The following is a 19,843-nucleotide window of genomic DNA, read 5'->3' on the forward strand; positions in this document are numbered from 1 at the left end:
GTATGCCGAACGCCGCCGCATCAACCCGAGCGGGCGTTCGCCAAAGGCGCGGACTGCCGTTGCAGCCAGGCCCAGCCTGCCGCGCTTGCGGCGACGCAGGCCAGCATCGCAAGCGCCAGGCCGAGGGGCTTGCCATAGACCATGGGCACGCCCCAGCCGCTGGCGACCGAAAAGGCCAGCATCTGGGCGAAGCCGAGCACCGAAGCGGCGGTGCCGGACAGCCCTGGCGCACGGGCCAGGATGTGCAGGGTCATGGCCGGGACGCACATGGCCAGGCCGCAGGTATAGATGGCGGGCAGGATGACCGCCCAGGGCAGGGCGGGTCGCCCGGCGCCAGCGGCATACATGACGCTTGCCAGGCAACTGCCGCCCATCAGCAGGTACGCCAGCCAGGTGATGCGTTGATCCGTCCAGCGTCCGGCCTTGCGCGCCGCGAACAGCGCGCCCGCCATGGCGCCGATCACGAGCGGCACGAACAGATATGCGAAATCCGTTACGGGCAGGCCCAGGACGTTGGCAATGAAGTCTGGTGCGGCGCCGATGAGCAAGCCCTGGGCCGCGAAGATCAGGCTGAAGGCGGCGGCGAGCGCGACGTATCGCCGGTCCGCAAGCAGCGCGCCGTAGCCGCCAGCCAGTGCACGCCCGGACAGCGGCCGGCGCCGGCTGGCGGGCAGGGTTTCGGGCAGCCGCCAGGCGCATAGCGCCCAGGCCGTCGCGGCCAGGGCGGCAAGCATCACAAAGACGGCGCGCCAGCCCAGCTGCGCCGCCAACTGGCCGCCGATGATGGGCGCCAACGCCGGCGACAGGTTGAACACCAGGATGAGATAGGACATGACGCGTTGCGCCGCCGGCCCTTCGTAGCAGTCGCGCACGATGGCCTGGCCCACCACGATGCCGGCGCCTGCGGACAGGCCTTGCAACGTCCGCGCGGCCAACAGCCAGCCGAAGCTCGGCGCGGCGGCGGCCAGCGCGCTGCCGCAGATGTAGAAAACCAGCGTCGCCAGGATGACGCGGCGCCGGCCCAGCGAATCCGACAGCGTTCCATGCAGCAGCAGCATCGCCGCGTAGCAGAACATGTAGACGCCCAGGGTCAGCTGCACGGTTTCTTGCGGCACGCCGAACTCCCGCTCCAGCGCGGCGAAGGCGGGCAGATAGGCGTCGATGGTGGCGGGCGCCACGCAGGCCAGCAGGCCCAGCATCAGCACCATCATGGGAAAGGAAGTCGGTTTGTCGGGGCTGGGCACGGGAGCGTCCGGGGCAGGAGCTTCCCGGGGCGGGAAGCGTGGCCTCATGGTCGCCCGCCAGCCGCGGTCGGATGAATGGGCAATGCCGCAAGAACAATGGATGCTGCCGAAAGCCGCGGGCCGGGGCGCTCACGGCAGCCCCGTTCAGTTCAGTTCGCTGGGCGCGACGCCATAGCGCTCGCGGAACGCCGTGGCGAAATTGGTGGCATGCCGATAGCCCACGCAGTGCGCGGCCTGCTGCACGCTGCAGCCGCGAGCCAATTGCTCGCGGGCGACCTCCAGCCGGCGCTCGCGCAGCCAGCTGAACACGGAGCATTGATAGGCGGCGCGGAACTTGGCGCGCAGGGTGCTGGGGCTCATGCAGGCCAGTTTCGCCAGATCATCCAGGGTGTGCTCTTCGCCAGGCGCGCTGTGCAGCCGTTCCCGCACGCGCTCAAGCAACTGGCGGTCGCGCTGCGACAGCGTGCCGGGTTCGGGCTCCTGCTGGTCCAGCGCAGCCAACGCATGGGCCAGAAGCTGCGCGCCGACGCCTTCGCGCAGCATGGCGCACAGCGGGTCGTCCCAACGGCATTCCAGCAGATGTTCGATGGACTGCATCAGATGCGCCTGCACCTGCCAGCGGCGCAGCCGGAAGGCGGGCGTGCGCAGGACTTTGCGGATCCGATCGCTGATCGGGTCGTCGTCCGCGGCGTCCGGCTCGGACAGCGACAGGTTGACGCTGCGCAGCCGTTGGCCGGCACGGTGGATGCCGGTCATAGCGACCGTATCGCCGTAGGCGGCGCTGATACCGCTTTGGGCGACCAGCGGCAGGTCGTCGTGGTGGCCGACGCGCGCCTGAGCCTGGCCCTGGAGCATGACGATGGCCGAAAAGCGCGGCGTCATGACCGAGGTCGATTCGTAGTGGTGATGAACCAGCACGTCGGACATGACCAGCGTCAGGCCGGGGCGGATGGCATGTTCCTCGACGCGGCCTTCGGCGATGCAGACGGTGTCCGGGTCGGCGCTAGCGGCCTGGAATCCGGGCAACTGGTAGCGGAAACCGTTATGGCCGCCCAGGCGGTTGAAGTCGGCGACGGTGAATCGGACTGCGGGGAAGGAGGGATTCAATGGCGTCACTCGCACGGCGGGTTGAGCCCCCCGGACGTCGGCCAGGGGAAGCGGCGGGGTCTAAATGAGAATAGCATATATTCGCATTTATTCAACGGTCTGGCAGCGGCGCTCAGGGCGCGGCGCAATCGCCCAAATGCTCGCCCATGATGTTGCGATACCACTCGTGGAAGTGCAGCATGCCGTCCTCCATGGGAGACTGGTACGGGCCGCTCTCGCTGACGCCGCGCCGCAGCAGCGCGCGTCTGCCGGCATCCATGCGCTCGCCGATTTCGTCGTCCTCGACCGCCGTTTCCATGTAGGCCGCGCGTTGCGCTTCGACGAATTCGCGTTCGAACAGGGCGATTTCCTCGGGATAGTAGAACTCGGCGATGTTGACCGTCTCCTGCGGGCTTTTGGGGTAGAGCGTGGACAGCACCAGCACGTGCGGGTAGAGCTCGATCATGTGGGTGGGAAAGTAGGTCACCCAGATCGCGCCGAAATCCGGAGGCGCGCCGTCGCGGTAGCGCATCAGGGTGCCGTGCCAGTCGCGGTATACGTCGGAACCGGGCTTCTCCAGGGCGTCGTGCACTCCCACGCGCTGCAGGCTGCGGCGCTTGCCGAACTCCCAGCTCAGATCCTCGCAGGTGACGAAGCGCCCCAGCCCGGGGTGGAACGGCCCGACGTGGTAGTCCTCCAGATAGACCTCGATGAAGGTCTTCCAGTTGTAGTTGCATTGGTGCACTTCGACGTGGTCCAGCACATAGTCCGAGAAGTCGAACTCGGGCCGGGCGAACAGGTCGCCCAGGTCCGCTAGCGGGTCGCCCGGCCCCTCGAATAGCAGGCCGTGGCAGCGCTTCAGGGGAAACCGCGGCAGGTTCAGGCAGGGCGTGCTGGGGAATTGCGGCGCGCCCAGGATCTGGCCGCGATTGTCATAGGTCCAGCGATGCAGCGGGCAGACGATGTTGCCGCCCGTGGCCGACAGATTGCCCGCCGGCTTGCCCGGCCCGGCGACGGCGCCTGTCTCGCCGCCCAGGATCAGCGACTGGCGGTGGCGGCATACGTTGGATATCAGTTCCACGCCGTCGGCGCCGCGCACGAGGACGCGCCCGCCTTCCTCGTGCGGCAGCCTGCGCCAGTCGCCGGATTCGGGCACGGCTTTTTCGTGCCCGACATACAGCGGCGAGCGCTTGAATATCACCTCCTGTTCCCGGGCGTACAGGTCTTCGTCGAAATATGCCCGCACGTGCAGCGGGCTGAGCGCCTGCTCGACGTGTGCAAGGCGGCCTATGTCCGTCATGTCCGACTCCTTGTGCCTTGCGCAAGGCGGCCGCCCGTCAGGCGGGCTCGACGCTCTCGGCGTCGATCCGGGCGATGCGTTCGGCAATATCCAGTTTGGGGCAGGTGCTGCAGTAGTCGCCGTCGCTTCTGCGGAAGTGGTGACAGCAGACCTGCCGGTCCACGGCGATGGCCGGTAGCGACCGCCGCTGATAGTTCAGGTAGCCGCTGCTGCCCGCGATGCCCAGGCGCGCAAGCCAATCGGCCGCGGCTGCGGTGGCCCAGGCATTGTCGGCGGCGCTCACGCCCGTTCGAGCCGCCAACAGGGCGGACAGGACGCAGTCGGCCTGCATGCAGGCGGTGGCCCGCGGATTGAGGCGCAGCGCCGCGCCCAGCTCGCGCTGGAACAGGGCGCCGATCTCGCGCAGCTGCGTGGCGGCCGCGTCCAGCCGCGCCTCCAGGCCGCCGCGCAGGGGTTCATGGCGTTCCATGGTGTAGCCGGCGATGAAGCCGTTGGCGACCGGCTGGCTGAGCCGGGTCAGGTCCGGGACGATGGCGCTGCGATGCGCGGCGATTACGCAGAGGTACACGGGCTGCCAGATCAACAGGCCCCAGCAGCGCAGCGCCAGGTAGTGCTGGCCGGCTTCTGGATGGCGTTCGCGCCACCAGTCGCGCAACCGCGCGATGGCGTCGGCGTTGCTCGCGCCCGGACGGATGCCGGGCGCGGCTGGCGGGCCCACGCGCCCGTCAAGGCCAGGCGCGAGGCGGCCCGCCAGCGCGAGCAGATCGTCCAGTTCGCGGGTCACGCAAGGGCCTGCGCGGCGTCGGCAGTCCGGTCCAGCCATTGCGGCCGGTAAGGTGCCACGGGGTTGGGCAGCCTGGGCGCCATCTGGAAGCTGCCGATGGGATCGGCCAGATTGACCATCTGCAGGTTGTTGGCGAGCTGCAGGCGGTTCAGGCACGAGTGGATCATGTCCGGCGCGTACAGGTCGTAGCGGCGGTATTTTTCGAGCCGCTGCGGATGTGCCTGCTGGTAGGCGGCGATACGGCCCGCGACCAGCTCCCAGAAATCGTCCTCCTGCATGAGGCCGGTGTCGGCCAGGATCTGGGACAGATGGCGGAAGTAGCCCTCGAACACGTCGACGAAGATCGTCAGGAGCTTGTATTCCTCGGGCACGTCCGCCGCCAGCCGCCGCGCGTTCTCGGGCAGGTCGGCCTGCGGGTCGAGGATGGAGGATTCCTCGGCGATGTCCTTCATGAAGGCGCGCACCGGCACATGGTCCCGGATCACCAGGATCACGTTCTCGCCATGCGGCATGAACACCAGGTCATGGGTGTAGAAGCAATGCACCAGCGGCGTCAGGTAGGCATCCACATAGCGTTCCAGCCACGCGGCGGCGCTCAGCCCCGAGGCCCGGATCAGCGCGGGCAGCAGGGCTAGGCCCTGCGGATCCACGTGCAGAAGCGCGGCCATGGTCATCAGCCGTTCGCCGGGACCGATCAGCGCCTGCGGATTCTCGCGCCATAGCGCCGAGAACATCTTCTTGTAGGGCGTGTCGACGGAAATCGCAGCTTCATAGTAGTAGTTGCGGAATCCCAGGCTGGCGGCCTCGCGCAGGATGGTGAAGCCATTGGCGCGCAGCCAAGGGTCGGACTCGATCAGGCCGTGGATGTATTCGTTGATGGCGGGCGTGCCCGACATGTAATAGGGCGACAACCCGCGCATGAAACCCATGTTCAGGATCGACAGCGAGGTCTTCACATAATGCTTGCCCGGCTGGCTGATGTTGAAGAAGGTGCGTATCGACTGCTGTGCCAGGTAGTCGTCTTCGCCGTAACCCAGGCATACGATCTTGCGTTCGGCCACATAGGGTGCGAACGCCAGCGACAGCTTGTTGAACCACTGCCAGGGGTGCGCCGGCATCAAGTAGTAGTCGGCGGGGTCCAGTCCCTGGTCTTGCAGCGTGGCGGCGTGGCGCGCCACGGCGTCCTCGCCGAGTTCGCCGCGCAACAGGCTGGCGTAGTCCATGGTGGACAGGCAGGCGAAATGCGCGTTGTCCTTGTGCACCGCCAGCCACATCACGCGGATCGGGGCAGCGGCCTCCGGCGCATAGGCGTGGTAGTCCTCGGCGTCGAAACCCAGGCGGCCGTTGTTGGCGACGAAGCTGGGGTGTCCTTCGATCATCGAGGTTTCGATGGTCTGATAGTCGGCCAGCGCGAGTTCGGGGGCGGGCAGGCAAGCGCGCGTGTGCTTGTAGGCGGCGCCGTGCAGCGTGCTGGCGATTTCGTCCAGATAGATCGGCAGCCGGTCTTCCGGAATGCGCAGCTTGTCGCGGATCTCGATCACGAACTGCAGGGCGTCCAGGGGCGCGGGCGCGCCGGCCGTGGTCCTGGCGATCGATTCCGCGCGGATGCGCCAGTGGCGCATGGCCATCAGTTGCGCGTCGTAGCGGTACTCGACGCGGCCGTCCGCGAGCGCCAGGCGATAGCGGTCGAACCCCGGCGTGTCCGCCGGGCCCAGGCGTTCGGGTTGCAGCAGGCCTTCATGGGTGTACTCGGAGATGGCCTTGCGCACGAGCAGGCGGTTGACCTTGGCCCAGACTTCCGGCTCCAGATGGCTGGCGACCTGCGCGGGATGAGTGGTGGCATGCGGATTCATGGGGTCGACTCCTGGTATTGGACCTGTTCGAACTGTGTACGTGTGCAGAACGCCAGACTGGCGGTCTTGTCGCGGAATCGGGCCTGGCCTGCATAGGTGAATCCCATGGCCAGATTGAGCGCGTGGATCTTGGCGTTGTTCGCGTCGGGCTCGACCACGATGCGCGCGGCATCCAGCCGGTCGAACATGAAGCGCATCACGAAGGCGAACACCTGCCGGCTGAAGCCGGGAATCCGCAAGCGCGGCGGGCCGATGAAAAGATGCATGCCGAGGTCGCCTGGCCGCACCGCGTAGTGTTCGCCGACTTCGTCGCGGGCGGGGTCGTAGCACTCCACCAGAAAGGCTGGCTGTCCCTCATGGCTGCCGAGCCAGGCGCTGGCGTGTCCGCTGCCGCATAGGGCGTCATAGAAGTCGCGCACCTGGTCCTCGCTGTGCCGCTGCATGGACCAGAAGCGCGCGTAGTCCATGGAAAACCAATGCCGCAGCAGCGCGGCGTCCGCATCCGGAACCAGGGGGCGCAAGGCGAGTCCCCGGCCCTCGTCGTAATGGTCGCGCGACTGGCGCACGACCTCGCCCAGAAAGGTGGCTGTCATCGTGAGCATGCTGGCTCCCCGCAAGATCAGATGGTGGCGGCCCGATGGCCGTCCATCATGGGCATCGGCTCCGGCATGCCGAGGCGGTGCGCCAGTACGCCGTTCGCCGGCGGGCGGAAGTCCTGCAGTGCGGTGCGAGGCTCGATGGCGTAGTGCTCCACGCCGGTCAGGTCGCGCAGTATCTGCGAATTGCGGTAGCAGCAGAATCCCAGGTCGGGATTCGTGACGCCATGGCTGAGCAGCCCGGTGTTCTGCACGAAGATCTCCGTGCCGGCGCGGTCCACGGCGTAGTTGTGGGCGATGCGGTAGCCGCCGTTTTCATCCCAGGCGATCCGGTCGCTGATGGGGTTGACGCAGGCGGGGATGCGCGGGGCGTAGCCGGTGGCCAGCACCAGGCCGTCCGTCACGTGCTTGAACGGTTGGCCGGTGTCAACGTGCATGAAGTCCAGATGGTAGCGGCCCGTGGCGCGCTCATGCCGGCTGGCGCGCAGTTCCGCGCTGGTGAGCAGCGTGTAGCGGCGGTCGCCTGCGCGGATCTTCTCGTCCAGGAGGTCGTATATCTGATTGATCAGCGAGGCGTTGATGCCCTTGTACAGGCTGCTTTGCTGGCGCAGCATCTCGCGCCGCCGGGCTTCGGGCAGGTCGTGGAAATAGTCGGTGTAGTCGGGAGAGATCAGCTCCAGCGTGAGCTTGGTGTTCTCCATCTGGAAGAAGCGGGGCGAGCGGGTGATCCAGGTCAGGCTGTAGGCGTGCTTGGCGCTGTCGCGCAGCAGGTCGTGGAACACTTCGGCCGCGCTCTGTCCGCTGCCGACGATGGTGATGCCCTGCCTGCGCTGCAGCTGGGGCTTGTGGCGCAAGTAGTCCGCGCTGTGGATGTAGGGCGCGGTGCGCGGATCGCAGCATTCAGGCAGCTGGGGTTGCGTGCCCAGTCCCAACACCAGCTTGCGGCAGCGGACCATGAAGCGTTCGCCACTGACGGCATGCTGGCCGGTCACCAGGTAGGCGCGGCTGTCTGGATCGTGCAGCACGCTCTGCACGTCGTGATTGAAGCGCAGGTTCGGCAGGCGGGCCGCGACCCATTTGCAGTAGCGGTTGTACTCGGCCCGGTTCAGGTAGTGGTTTTCGCGCATGTAATAGGAATAGATGCGCCCGGTCTGCTTGCAGTAATTCAGATAGCTGTATTCGCTACGCGGGTCCGCCAGGCTCACGAGGTCCGCCAGAAAGGGGTTCTGCAAGGTGGAGTCCTCGATCAGCATTCCGGGGTGCCAATCGAAGCCTGGCTTCTTGTCCAGGAAAACCGCGCGCACGCCGGACAAGGGCGCGGCCAGGCAGGCGAGACTGAGGTTGAACGGGCCAAGACCGATGGCGGCGAAGTCATGGATTTCACGGTTCATATGGGATCTGCCTTTTGCCGGAGCCGGCATTGCGTGAACATGATTCTCTTCTGGGGATGATTATCATTTTCAATATGATCACTCTAGCAAATGCCGATTTATTGCGGTGTCTTGCCTGTGTGTTGCAGGCGGCACCCATATGCAGCGTGGCGTATCGCATAGGGAGCCTCATCGGATTTGGATTTTTCAGATAAGCGCAGCTATTTGCATCCGGACAGCGAGGTTCGCGTGGCTGCATCGTCAAAATTGGTCAATTTCAAGCGCGACCGCATCGACGTGGCGTTGCGGCATGGCCTGGGGCTTTACCCGGGCTGTCGGCCTTCCGGCTGATGCCGCCGGTGCTGCTGCTACTGCCCGTGGCCAGCCCCGCCATGCTGGCGCAAGGCCCCCCATCGTGCGGCCCGAAGACTGCCTGAAGTACCCGCTGCTGCAGGATTCCGACCGCGCGGACTGGCCCTTGTGGCTGCAGGCGCACTGCGTGGACGCCAGGAAGGAAGCGCAGCGCGGCCCGAGCTACGAGGACGATCTGCTGCTGCTGCTGCTGCTGCTGCTGCTGCTGCTGCCGCCGCGGGGCAGGGCATCGCGCTGATGCAAGACACACATGCGCGCGAGGACATCGAATCGGGCCGGCTGGCCATTGCCTTGGACCAGCCTCGCGCATTTACGGTCTAAGATCGATACCCATGCCGACCATTACGTCTGAACCAGGGCCGCTGTTCACGCTGCGCGGCATCTACAGCGAACGCCTCTCTCCCGTCAGCCTGGATCTCGCCGCGGGCGAGTGCGCAGCCATCATGGGTCCTTCGGGCTCAGGCAAATCCCTGTTGCTGCGCCAGGCCGCCGATCTGGACCCCGGGCATGGCGAGGCCTTGCTGGATGGCCGGCCGCGCTCGGGCATGCGGGGCTACGAATGGCGCCGGCAGGTCATGTACTGCCAGGCCGAGGCCGGCTGGTGGGACGACCTGGTCGCGCGGCATTTCACGGACCGCGCCCGGGCCTTGGCCATCATGCAACGCCTGGGGCTGTCCGCGGACAAGCTGGACGCCTTGGTGCATGAACTGTCCACGGGCGAACGCCAGCGCCTGGGCCTGGTGCGCGCATTGGCGCTGGCGCCGCGCGTGCTGCTGCTGGACGAGCCGACCGCGGCGCTGGACCAGGCGGCCACGGACCAGGTCGAAGCGGAGCTGCGGCGCTACCTGGAGGGCGGGGCGGGGATCCTGATGGTGACCCATAGTCCAGCCCAGGCCGAACGGCTTGCGCGGCGTTCCTGGCGCATGGAACAAGGCAGGTTGGAGCCGCTATGGACGTGATCAAGCTGCAGGCCTCGGACCTGGCCATAGCCTCGCTGCTGGTGCTGCTCAGCGCCGGCATTTCCTTCGCCTTGCGCCTGAACCTGCAGCGACAGGTACTGTGGGCCGCGCTGCGCACCGTGGTGCAGCTGCTGCTGGTCGGCCACATTCTGCGCATCGTGTTCGCGCACGCCGCCCCGTGGCTGACGGCGCTGGTGGTGGCGGTGATGATGGCGCTGGCGGCCAGGGAGGTCGCCGCGCGCCCGAAGGCCAGGCTGACGCAACGCGGAAACGGCTGGGTCGGCGCGATGGCGGTGGCGGGGACCACGGTCATCACGGTGCTGTTCATCCTGAACACGGCGCTGCGTCCGGACCCCTGGTACGACCCGCGCTACACCATCGCGCTGATCGGCATCGTGTTGGGCAGCGTGCTCAACGCCGCCAGCCTGGCGCTGGACGGGGTGCTGTCCGGCGCTCGCCGGGAAAAGCTGGCGATCGAAGCGAGGCTGGCGCTGGGCGCGACCGTGCACGAGGCATTTTCGTCCTTGCTGCGCGAATCCGTGCGGCGCGGCATCGTGCCCAGCATCAACCAGATGTCGGCCGCCGGCATCATCACGCTGCCGGGCATCATGACCGGGCAGATCATCGCCGGCATGGATCCGATCGAGGCCGCCAAGTACCAGATCCTGCTGATGTTCCTGCTGTGCGGCGCCAGCGGCATGGCGGCGATCGCCGCAGCCTACGGCGCCATGCGCCGCCTGACCGACGAGCGCGGGCGGCTCAGGCTGGACCGGCTGCATCCGTCCTAGGAAGCGGCGGCTTTTCCGGAAATTTCATGAAAGCTTGACGCGCGCTTGGCGATACTGCGCGAAATCTTGCATTTTCCTGAACCTTTTCCGGATCCCCATGCCTTTTGCTTCCCATTCCGCAGCGCCCCCGCAGCAGCTTGCTTCCGCTCAGCGCCGCCTCTCTGCGCGCGCCTTGCCGGAGCGCCGGGCATGAACGTTTCCATGACCGCATCGATGGCGCCTGCGGCGCGCCGCGCTGCCTTTCCAGGCTGGCTGGTGCTGGCGTGCCTGGCTCTCTGGCTGGGCGCGCTGGCCTGGGCCCGCTGGCTGACCTTGCCCGACGAAGGCCGTTACGCCGGAGTGGCCTGGGAGATGCTGCGCAGCGGCTCGCCCATGGTGCCGCTGCTTGACGGCATGCCGTACTTCCACAAGCCGCCGCTGTATTACTGGCTGGCCCAGATCAGCTATGTGCTGTTCGGCGTGCACGAATTCAGTGCGCGGCTGCCGTCGCTGCTGGGCGCCTGGAGCGCGGGCGCCGGGCTCTATGCCTTCGTGGCGCGCTACCGCAATGCCGCGCAAGCGCGTTGGGCCGTGGTGATCCTGGGCATGATGCCGCTGTTCTTCGGCGCCGCCCAGTTCGCCAATATGGACATGCTGGTGGCCAGCATGATCACGCTGTGCGTGCTGGCAGCCGCCGACACCGTCTTGCGCCGCGCCGCGGGGCGCCCGTTCCGCGCGATGTCGGTGGCCACGGGCGTGCTGGCTGCGCTGGCGGTGCTGGCCAAGGGACTGATCGGAGTGGCGCTGCCCGGCGCGATCGTGCTGGCCTGGCTGCTGCTGCGCCGCGACTGGCCCGGCGTGCGCGCCTTGCTGTGGGTGCCAGCCTTGCTGGCGTTCGCGGCAGTGGCGGTGCCCTGGTTCTGGCTGATGGAGCTGCGTTATCCCGGCTTCTACCAGTACTTCTTCGTCTACCAGCAGTTCGAGCGTTTTTCGCAGGGAGGCTTCAACAACGCGCAGCCGTTCTGGTTCTACCTGCCCATCGTGGCGGGGTTGGCGCTGCCGTGGTCGATCTGGGGCGCGTCGGTCTTCAGGCCGTCTTACTGGCGCGAGACCGATCCGCAGGGCCTGCGCCGCCTGGCGGCGATCTGGATGGCGGTCGTGATCGTGTTCTTTTCCATCCCGCATTCCAAGCTGATCGGCTATGTGCTGCCGGTGTTTCCGCCGCTGGCGTTCCTGGTCAGCGAGCGTATCGCGCCTGCCTGGGCGGCGGGCAAGCGCAGGGGCGTCTGGATCGCCGCCGGGGTGTCGGCCGTGATCTGCCTGGCCGCGGTCATCGTCGGGGCGTCGAATCCGCGCGGCAGCGCGGGGCCGCAGGCGCGGGAACTGCGCGGCGAAATGCAGCCGCAAGACATACAGGTCGCGCTGCATGCCTTGCCCTTCGACCTGGGTTTCTATACCCAGGCCCGCGAGCCCGCCTGGATCGTCGACGACTGGCGGAACCCCGATATCCCCAAGCGGGACAACTGGCGCAAGGAGCTGTACGACGCGGCGCAATTCGATCCGGCCACGGGCAAGCGCGTGCTGATCGACGACCAGGACTTGCGTCTGCGCATGTGCGAGGCCGCCGACGGGGCGCGTTTCTGGATCTGGGGCCAGAAGGAGGACGGCGGACGATATCCCGTACTCAACGGCGTGGCCGCGCGGCTTGCAAGCGAGAAGCGGAGTATTTGGCGCATCGACGTGGACGCGGCGTTCCGCCAGCGTGCGTGCGCCGGTCTGCCGTCCGCCAATCCGACCCCAATGCCGCAGCCCGGGCCCTGAATCCGAGCGCATGAAAAAAGGCCGGCTGCCCGAGGGCTGCCGGCCTTTTACTTGCCGCTATGCGCGGCAGGCGCTTAGCCGATCGAGGCCAGGGCCTGGTTCAGCGTGGCGCTGGGGCGCATGGCCTGGCTGGCGAGGGCTTCGTTGGGCTGGTAGTAGCCGCCGATGTCGACGGGCTTGCCCTGGGCAGCCTTCAGTTCGGCCAGGATCTTGTCCTCGCCGTCGGCCAGCGCGCGGGCCGGCGCCGCGAACAGGGCAGCCAGTTCGCGGTCGTCAGTCTGCGCGGCCACGGCCTGGGCCCAGTACATGGCCAGGTAGTAGTGGCTGCCGCGGTTGTCCAGGCCGCCGACCTTGCGCTCGGGCGACTTGTTCTCGTCCAGGAACTTGGCGGTCGCCAGGTCCAGGGTCTTGGCCAGGACCTGTGCGCGGGCGTTGCCGTAGCTGCGGCCCAGGTGGTCCAGCGATTCTGCCAGGGCCATGAACTCGCCCAGCGAATCCCAGCGCAGGAAGCCTTCTTCCAGGAACTGTTGCACGTGCTTGGGGGCGGAACCGCCCGCGCCCGTTTCAAACAGGCCGCCGCCGGCGACCAGCGGCACGATCGACAGCATCTTGGCGCTGGTGCCCAGTTCCATGATGGGGAACAGGTCGGTCAGGTAGTCGCGCAGCACGTTGCCGGTCACCGAGATGGTGTCCAGGCCTTCGCGGATGCGCTTGACCGAGAACTTGGTGGCTTCCACCGGGCTCAGGATGCGCAGATCCAGGCCGCTGGTGTCGTGGTCCTTCAGGTAGTGCTTGACCTTGGCGATGATCTGCGCGTCGTGGGCGCGGTTTTCGTCCAGCCAGAACACGGCGGGCGTCTTGGTGGCGCGGGCGCGCGTGACGGCCAGCTTGACCCAGTCCTGCACGGCGGCGTCCTTGGTCTGGCACATGCGCCAGAGGTCGCCGGCTTCGACGGCCTGTTCCAGCAGCACCTTGCCCGAAGCGTCGGTGACGCGCACGGTGCCGGCAGCCGGGATGACGAAGGTCTTGTTGTGCGAGCCGTATTCCTCGGCGGCCTGGGCCATCAGGCCGACGTTGGGCACGCTGCCCATCGTGACCGGGTTGTAGGCGCCATTGCGCTTGCAGTCTTCGATGACGGCCTGGTAGACGCCGGCGTAGCTGCGGTCGGGGATCACGGCCTTGGCGTCCTGCAGGTTGCCTTCGGCGTTCCACATCTTGCCCGAGTCGCGGATCATGGCGGGCATGGACGCGTCGACGATGACGTCGCTGGGCACGTGCAGGTTGGTGATGCCGCGGTCGGAGTTCACCATGGCCAGCTGCGGCAGGGTCTTGTAGCCGGCGTCGATGTCAGCGGTGATCTCGGCCTGCTTGTCAGCGGGCAGGGACTGGATCTTGGCGTACAGGTCGCCGATGCCGTTGTTGGGATCGAAGCCCGCTTGCTTGAGCGCGTCGGCGTGCTTGGCCAGCACGTCCTTGTAGAACACGGACACGACGTGGCCGAAGATGACCGGGTCGGAGACCTTCATCATCGTGGCTTTCAGGTGCACCGAGAACAGCACGCCGGTGGCGCGGGCATCGTCGATCTGGGCTTGCAGGAAGGACTTCAGCTTGGCCGTGGACAGCACGGCGGCGTCGATGATCTCGCCGGCCTTGACCGGGGTCTTTTCCTTCAGGACGGTCTTCGCGCCGTCGGCGGCGGTCAGTTCGATCTTGACGTCGCCGGCTTCCGAAATCAGCGCCGACTTTTCGGTGCCGTAGAAGTCGCCTTCGCTCATGTGGGCGACGTGCGACTTGGAGTCAGCCGACCAGGTGCCCATCTTGTGCGGGTGCTTGCGGGCGTAGTTCTTGACGGACAGCGGGGCGCGGCGGTCGGAGTTGCCTTCGCGCAGGACCGGGTTCACGGCGCTGCCCTTGACCTTGTCGTAGCGGGCCTTGACGTCGCGCTCGGTGTCGTTGGCGGGGGCGTCCGGGTAGTCGGGCAGCTTGTAGCCCTGGTCCTGGAGTTCCTTGATGGCCGCCTTCAGCTGCGGCATGGACGCGCTGATGTTGGGCAGCTTGATGATGTTGGCTTCGGGCTGCACGGCGAGGGCGCCGAGTTCCGACAGGGCATCGCCCAGTTTCTGGCTGTCTTCGAGGTAGTCGGGGAAGACCGAGATGATGCGGCCGGCCAGCGAGATGTCGCGGGTCTCGACCGTGATGCCTGCGGGCTTTGCGAAAGCCTGGACGATGGGCAGCAGCGAACGGGTTGCAAGCGCCGGAGCTTCATCGGTGAGGGTATAGATAATCTTCGGAGTAAGAGACATGATCCTTGAATCTGTTCGGCAGGCGCTAGGCGCAAACCCGAACATGCTATGCGGCCAGAAGCCGGTAGATGTTGTCGGAGAGTGGGTTCGTATGGGCAAGCACGCGGACGCGTCCAGGACCTGGTCGGAAGGCGTATACCCAACATGGCTGGCGCCTGCCCTTTTTTGATTTGGGGAAGTGCGACTGCCACGAACCTTCCATTGTAATACCGCGCTACGCCTGCTGCGCAGCAAAAACCCGCGGATTCGGCCGGGATGTGGCCATAATGGCGCCAAATTAAACGGGGACATATTAAATCAGGCGCGCCATGGCCGATTGCCCGTTTGACAAAGCGCCGCACAAGGAGGAAGCTACGTCCCCATGAATTTCCGCGCCGTCCGCATTTCGCTGATTATTACCATCATTCCTGGAATGGTGGGTTAGCGCGCGACCGCAACAGTCACAGCCACCCGCCCCACGAGGCGGGTTTTTTGTGGCCGCCTCTGCCGGGCAAGCACACCGAAGCAGAGAGCCAGATGCACCACACCCCGCAAGCCAGCCAGCAAACCGCCACGCCGACCGCATTCCAGGACGGCCGGGCTACGCCGATGGAATACCTGAGGCAGATCCTGACCGCCCGCATTTACGACATCGCCCGCGAAACCGAGCTGGACCGCGCCCGCGGCCTGTCGGCCCGGCTGGGCAATCCGGTCTACTTCAAACGCGAGGACAATCAGCCGGTCTTTTCCTTCAAGGTGCGCGGCGCCTACAACAAGATGCGCAATACGCCGCAGGCCGCGCTGGATCGCGGCGTGATCACGGCGTCCGCCGGCAACCATGCGCAGGGCGTGGCGATCTCGGCGGCCAGGATGGGTGTGCGCGCCATCATCGTGGTGCCGCAGACCACGCCGCAGGTGAAGGTGGATGCGGTCAAGGCGCATGGCGGCCCCACGGTGACGGTGGTGCAGGCGGGCGATTCGTATAGCGATGCCTACGGCCACGCCCAGAAGCTGGCCAGCGCGCAGGACCTGACCTTCATCCCGGCCTTTGACGATCCCTATGTGATCGCCGGCCAGGGCACGGTGGGCATGGAGATCCTGCGCCAGCACGCGGGCCCCTTGCATGCTGTCTTCGTGCCGATCGGCGGCGGCGGGCTGGCCGCGGGCGTGGCGACCTACATCAAGGCGGTGGATCCGGGCGTCAAGGTCATCGGCGTGCAGACCGAGGATTCCTGCGCCATGTCGCTGTCCATGCAGGTGGGCGAACGGGTCAACCTGCCCGAGGTGGGCCTGTTCTCGGACGGCACGGCGGTCAAGCTGGTGGGCGAGGAGACCTTCCGCCTGTGCCGTGAACACCTGGACGAGATCATCCTGGTGGATACGGACGCGGTCTGCGCGGCGATCAAGGACGTATTCCTGGACACGCGCAGCGTGTTGGAGCCGGCCGGCGCGCTTGCAGTGGCCGGGCTGAAGAAGTACGTGGAACGCGAAGGCGTGCAAGGCCTGCCCATGGTGGCGGTGACCTCGGGCGCGAACATGAACTTCGACCGCCTGCGCTTCGTGGCGGACCGCGCCGAGGTCGGCGAAGCCCGCGAGGCGGTCTTTGCCGTGACGGTGCCGGAAGAGCGCGGCAGCTTCCGCCGCTTCTGCAGCGTGATCGGCCAGCGCAGCGTGACGGAATTCAACTACCGCATCGCCGATGCGCGTACCGCTCACATCTTCGTCAGCATGCAGATCTCGCGGCGCGGCGACGCCGCGGAAATCATGACGGCGCTGCAGGAGCAGGGTTTCTCCGTCGGCGACCTGAGCAACAACGAAGTGTCCAAGCAGCACATCCGCTACATGGTGGGCGGCCGCTCGCCGCTGGCAGCCGGCGAGCGCCTGTTCCGCTTCGAGTTTCCTGAGCGTCCCGGCGCCCTGATGAAGTTCCTGTCCGAGATGGCGCCCAACTGGAACATCAGCCTGTTCCACTACCGCAACCAGGGCACGGAGTTCAGCTCAGCGCTGGTCGGCATCCAGGCTCCCTTGGCGGACAGCGCCGCGCTGGACGCATTCCTGCGGCAGTTGGGCTACGCCCATACCGAAGAAACCGCCAACGAGGCCTATCGCCAGTTCCTGATCTGAGCGGGCGAGATCAACCCGGCGCGCAGCCAGGCTTGCGCGGCAGGGCCACGCCCGGCTGCAGGCGCAGCGCGGCGCGCCCCTGCGCCGCCTGCGTCAGCTGCAGGGTGGCGGCGCGCCAGGCCGGCACGTCGTCGAAGGCCACGTCGGGCGCTGCCGACGTCTTGGATAGCGCGTCCGGCCGGTCGAACTGGATCGCGGGCAGGCGCAGGCAAGGGTCCTTGAAATCCAGGCGGGCCAGTTCGCGCCCGTCGCTCATGCGCACCGCGCGGAACGCCACCGGAGTGTCCACGAACTTGGTGATGGCCGGCACGATCTGCAGATAGCCATCGGCATCCTTGACCTGCTTGGTGGGCTCGATCTCGATCACGTCCCTGCCTGGCGGCACGGCCAGGTAGGCCACGCCGTCGGCCACGTCCAGCAGCTTGCCCGGGCCCAGGTTCAGGGCGGCAAGCGGCGCGTGGCGGATCATCACGGTTTCGTTCCAGGAAGTCTGGACGCGTGTCCAGCCGGGCAGGCGCGCGTCTTCGAAGCGGGTCGTGGAGATGCGGTCGCGCTCGGGCTTGGCGGACAAGGCCAGGCGCTCGACCCGCAGCGCGCCGTTGGCCACGCGCAGTTGCGCCAGCACGGTATTGGCGCTGGAACTGGTGAAGTAGGCCAGCACGGCGTCCGTTTCCAAGGCCTTGGCGGTGGACGCGCAGAAGAAGGCGCGGGCCTCGATGCGCTGGCCATCGGGATAGAGCAGGGCGCCGACGTCCTTGCCGCAAAGCGGCTGGCCCCGGTAGGTGATGGTGGTGGCGCGGGTGGTCTGCCGCTGGCCGGTGTTCCAGTCGCTGCGGCTGCCGGTGGCGGCTTCGACCACCAGTCCATGGTTGTCGTAGACCACGTCTGCGCCCGCGGGCGCGGCAAGCATGCTGAGCAGAAACGCGAGGCTGCGTCGACGCGCCATGGTCGGACTCCCTGGTGTGGCTGGACGGGTCTATATATACCACCGCCAGGGAGCGTCTCTTACTGCGGGCCGAGCTTGCGGATCAAGGCGTCCAGCATCTCCAGTTCTTCAGTCCGCAAGTCCGTCAGAGGCGCGCGTACGGGACCCGCATCGTGACCGACCAATTTGGCGCCGGCCTTGACGATGCTGACGGCATATCCCGGCACGCGGTTGCGGATGTCGAGGTACGGCAGGAAAAAATCGTCCAGCAGGCGGTTGGTGGTGTCATGGTCGCCCGCGGCGATCGCGCGGTAGAAGTCCATGGCCATACGCGGCACGAAATTGAACACGGCCGACGAATAGACTGGCACGCCCAGCGCGCGGTAGGCGGCGGCATAGACCTCGGCCGTGGGCAGGCCGCCCAGGTAGGAAAAGCGGTCGCCCAGCTTGCGGCGGATGCGCACCATGGCTTCGATATCGCCCACGCCGTCCTTGAAACCCACCAGGTTGGGGCAGCGTTCGGCCAGTTGCGCCAGGCTGTCGGCCGACAGGCGCGACTGTGCGCGGTTGTAGACGATGACGCCGATGTTCACGGATTTGCAGACCTGCTCGACGTGCGCCGCGATGCCCTGTTGCGAAGCTTCGGTCAGGTAGTGGGGCAGTAGCAGTATGCCCTTGGCGCCCAGGCGCTCGGCTTCTTGCGCGTAGGCGATGGCAGTGCGGGTCGGACCGCCCGCGCCGGCCAGGATGGGAACCTTGCCCGCGCAGGTTTGCACCGCGGTGCGGATGACGTCGGCGTATTCCTCTGGCGCCAGCGAAAAGAACTCGCCCGTGCCGCCGGCGGCGAACAGGGCGGTCGCGCCGTAGGGCGCCAGCCATTCCAGGCGCTGCGCATAGTTCCTGGCGTTGAAGTCGCCGTTTTGGTCGAAATCGGTGACGGGGAAAGACAGCAAGCCTTCCGAAACGATGTGCTTGAGTTCCTGCGGGGTGGTCATGTTGCGTTGATCCGTATGGGGCGCCATCGAACGGCAAAGTCTGCCGGCAGCCTGGTTAAGTGGTAAGTCATCGTACAACATGAAATATCGCCATTCAAGGCAAATTCATTGCCGTAGGCGCCGGGATAGGTGCATACCCGATAGGGATATATTTTGCTTTCCAATAATAATTTCATAGTTGTACGATGACTATGGTCTAGCCGGACGAAGCTGGCGCAGGTGCGCGCGGCGGCCGTTCCCAAAAGGCTGCGGCAGTGCGCCGGGGACGGCGTCCGCGCGCAAGATAATTCCAGAGGAGACTGCATGAACCCGAGCAAGAGACAATTCCTGGGCGGCGCTGCGGCGCTATGCCTGTCGCCGTGGTTGCCGGCATGGGCGCAGCCGGGCGACTGGCCGGCGCGCGCGGTCCGCATCATCGTGCCTTACCCGCCCGGCGGCTCGTCGGACATCATCGCGCGCATCCTGGCGCCGCGCCTGGCCGACGCCCTGAAGCAGACCGTGGTGGTCGAGAACAAGCCTGGAGCCAATGGCAACCTGGGCGCCGGCCTGGTGGTGCAGGCGGCGCAAGAGGGCCATACCGTGCTCTTGTGCGACGTGGGGGCGCTGGCGATCAGCCCGTCGGTGTACACCAAGCTGTCTTTCGATCCGTCCAAGGACTTGCGCGCGGTCGGCATGCTGGCCTATTCGCCGCACGTGCTGGCCGTGCATCCCGACGTGCCGGCCAAGACGGTGCCCGAACTGGTGGCCCTGTCGAAGAAGCAGCGCCTGAACTTCGCGGTCACGGCGATCGGCAGCGCGCCGCATCTGGCCGCGGTCGCCGTGCAGCAGGCGACGGGCGCGCAATGGGAGTATGTGCCCTACAAGGGCGGTTCGCAGGCGGTGACGGACACCATAGGCGGGCAGACCCAGGTCATCATGAATGGGTTGCTGGCCACGTTGCCCCACATCAAGGCCGGCAAGCTGCGGCCGATCGCGATCTCCAAGCGCGAACGCATGCAACTGGTGCCTGACATCCCCACCATTTCCGAACAGGGCGTGGCGGGCTTCGAGTCCGGTACCTGGCAGGGGGTGATGGCGCCCGTGACCACGACCGATCCCGTCGCCATCCGCTTGTCGGAACTGATGGCGCAGATCGTCAACCAGCCGGACGTGAAGGCGCAGTTGAACGAACAGGGCGCTGAAATCGTCACCCGCAATCCCGCCGAACTGGCGCAGTTCTTCAACAGCGAACGCGCGCGCTGGGCGTCGGTGGTGAAAAGCGCGGATATCCGGCTGGATTGACGGCGGGGCTGCCTGGACAGGCATTCAGGCGCGGGAGCACACTGGAATCATCCCGCGTCCGTCCAGGCCCCGGCGCGACGCGGG

16 protein-coding genes are annotated in these 19,843 nt (G+C 66.7%); 6 read left to right on the forward strand and 10 right to left on the reverse strand.

The genetic code is table 11. The features are described 5' to 3' along the window. Nucleotides 1-20: 20 nt before the first annotated feature. From IB268_RS11620 to IB268_RS11650, 7 genes are all read right to left on the reverse strand, one after another. Complete coding sequence (locus tag IB268_RS11620) at nucleotides 21-1,211, reverse strand: multidrug effflux MFS transporter (RefSeq protein WP_192354464.1); 1,191 nt, start codon at nucleotides 1,209-1,211, stop codon at nucleotides 21-23. 177 nt (nucleotides 1,212-1,388) lie between these two features. Beyond that, nucleotides 1,389-2,360: a helix-turn-helix transcriptional regulator gene (locus IB268_RS11625; protein ID WP_054454527.1), complete on the reverse strand. Its 972-nt coding sequence runs from the start codon at nucleotides 2,358-2,360 to the stop codon at nucleotides 1,389-1,391. Between the two features lie 103 nt (nucleotides 2,361-2,463). Then, entirely contained in the window at nucleotides 2,464-3,630 is a 1,167-nt protein-coding gene (locus IB268_RS11630; RefSeq protein WP_054454525.1) for an aromatic ring-hydroxylating dioxygenase subunit alpha, read from the reverse strand. Between the two features lie 37 nt (nucleotides 3,631-3,667). Beyond that, nucleotides 3,668-4,453 carry a siderophore ferric iron reductase gene (locus tag IB268_RS11635; RefSeq protein ID WP_054454523.1) on the reverse strand — a complete coding sequence of 262 codons (786 nt, stop codon included), beginning with the start codon at nucleotides 4,451-4,453 and terminating at the stop codon, nucleotides 3,668-3,670. Continuing rightward, a complete protein-coding gene (locus IB268_RS11640; RefSeq protein ID WP_054454522.1) occupies nucleotides 4,411-6,267 on the reverse strand; it encodes an IucA/IucC family siderophore biosynthesis protein in 1,857 nt (618 codons plus the stop codon). The genes IB268_RS11635 and IB268_RS11640 overlap by 43 nt, the downstream gene beginning before the upstream one ends. Further along, the gene (locus tag IB268_RS11645; protein ID WP_175162821.1) at nucleotides 6,264-6,869 is read right to left on the reverse strand and encodes a GNAT family N-acetyltransferase; all 606 of its coding nucleotides are present in this window, start codon (nucleotides 6,867-6,869) and stop codon (nucleotides 6,264-6,266) included. Before IB268_RS11645 ends, IB268_RS11640 begins: the two co-directional genes overlap by 4 nt. A gap of 17 nt (nucleotides 6,870-6,886) precedes the next feature. Beyond that, the gene (locus tag IB268_RS11650) at nucleotides 6,887-8,254 is read right to left on the reverse strand and encodes a lysine N(6)-hydroxylase/L-ornithine N(5)-oxygenase family protein (protein ID WP_054454518.1); all 1,368 of its coding nucleotides are present in this window, start codon (nucleotides 8,252-8,254) and stop codon (nucleotides 6,887-6,889) included. A gap of 394 nt (nucleotides 8,255-8,648) precedes the next feature. Here IB268_RS11650 and IB268_RS31040 point away from each other — a divergent pair, with 394 nt between their 5' ends. The 4 genes from IB268_RS31040 (at nucleotide 8,649) to IB268_RS11670 (ending at nucleotide 12,152) form a co-directional block, all read left to right on the forward strand. Beyond that, on the forward strand, nucleotides 8,649-8,843 hold the full coding sequence (locus IB268_RS31040; RefSeq protein WP_225591359.1) for a hypothetical protein: 195 nt from the start codon (nucleotides 8,649-8,651) through the stop codon (nucleotides 8,841-8,843). A gap of 94 nt (nucleotides 8,844-8,937) precedes the next feature. Further along, nucleotides 8,938-9,564, forward strand: a complete 627-nt coding sequence (locus IB268_RS11660; RefSeq protein WP_054454517.1) for an ATP-binding cassette domain-containing protein — start codon at nucleotides 8,938-8,940, stop codon at nucleotides 9,562-9,564. Continuing rightward, nucleotides 9,555-10,352, forward strand: coding sequence for an iron export ABC transporter permease subunit FetB (gene fetB / locus IB268_RS11665; RefSeq protein WP_054454515.1), 798 nt, complete (start codon nucleotides 9,555-9,557; stop codon nucleotides 10,350-10,352). The genes IB268_RS11660 and fetB overlap by 10 nt, the downstream gene beginning before the upstream one ends. A gap of 189 nt (nucleotides 10,353-10,541) precedes the next feature. Further along, on the forward strand, nucleotides 10,542-12,152 hold the full coding sequence (locus IB268_RS11670) for a glycosyltransferase family 39 protein (protein ID WP_192354271.1): 1,611 nt from the start codon (nucleotides 10,542-10,544) through the stop codon (nucleotides 12,150-12,152). A 74-nt stretch (nucleotides 12,153-12,226) separates the two neighbouring features. Here the strand turns inward: IB268_RS11670 and IB268_RS11675 are convergent, their stop codons facing one another. Then, complete coding sequence (locus tag IB268_RS11675; protein ID WP_192354272.1) at nucleotides 12,227-14,455, reverse strand: NADP-dependent isocitrate dehydrogenase; 2,229 nt, start codon at nucleotides 14,453-14,455, stop codon at nucleotides 12,227-12,229. 516 nt (nucleotides 14,456-14,971) lie between these two features. Here IB268_RS11675 and ilvA point away from each other — a divergent pair. Further along, nucleotides 14,972-16,558 (forward strand): threonine ammonia-lyase, biosynthetic, encoded by a 1,587-nt coding sequence (gene ilvA, locus IB268_RS11680; RefSeq protein WP_119451545.1) that lies wholly within the window; start codon nucleotides 14,972-14,974, stop codon nucleotides 16,556-16,558. Between the two features lie 10 nt (nucleotides 16,559-16,568). On the opposite strand, the gene IB268_RS11685 is transcribed toward ilvA, so the two are convergent. Beyond that, nucleotides 16,569-17,504, reverse strand: a complete 936-nt coding sequence (locus IB268_RS11685; RefSeq protein ID WP_175162814.1) for a hypothetical protein — start codon at nucleotides 17,502-17,504, stop codon at nucleotides 16,569-16,571. A 59-nt stretch (nucleotides 17,505-17,563) separates the two neighbouring features. Then, nucleotides 17,564-18,478, reverse strand: a complete 915-nt coding sequence (kdgD, locus tag IB268_RS11690) for a 5-dehydro-4-deoxyglucarate dehydratase (RefSeq protein WP_054454508.1) — start codon at nucleotides 18,476-18,478, stop codon at nucleotides 17,564-17,566. A gap of 303 nt (nucleotides 18,479-18,781) precedes the next feature. Between kdgD and IB268_RS11695 the strand changes: the two genes are divergently transcribed. Continuing rightward, the gene (locus IB268_RS11695; RefSeq protein WP_192354273.1) at nucleotides 18,782-19,759 is read left to right on the forward strand and encodes a tripartite tricarboxylate transporter substrate binding protein; all 978 of its coding nucleotides are present in this window, start codon (nucleotides 18,782-18,784) and stop codon (nucleotides 19,757-19,759) included. Nucleotides 19,760-19,843: the final 84 nt, after the last annotated feature.

Source organism: Achromobacter sp. ACM01, from assembly GCF_014851745.1.
Taxonomy (GTDB): Bacteria; Pseudomonadota; Gammaproteobacteria; order Burkholderiales; family Burkholderiaceae_B; genus Achromobacter; species Achromobacter aegrifaciens.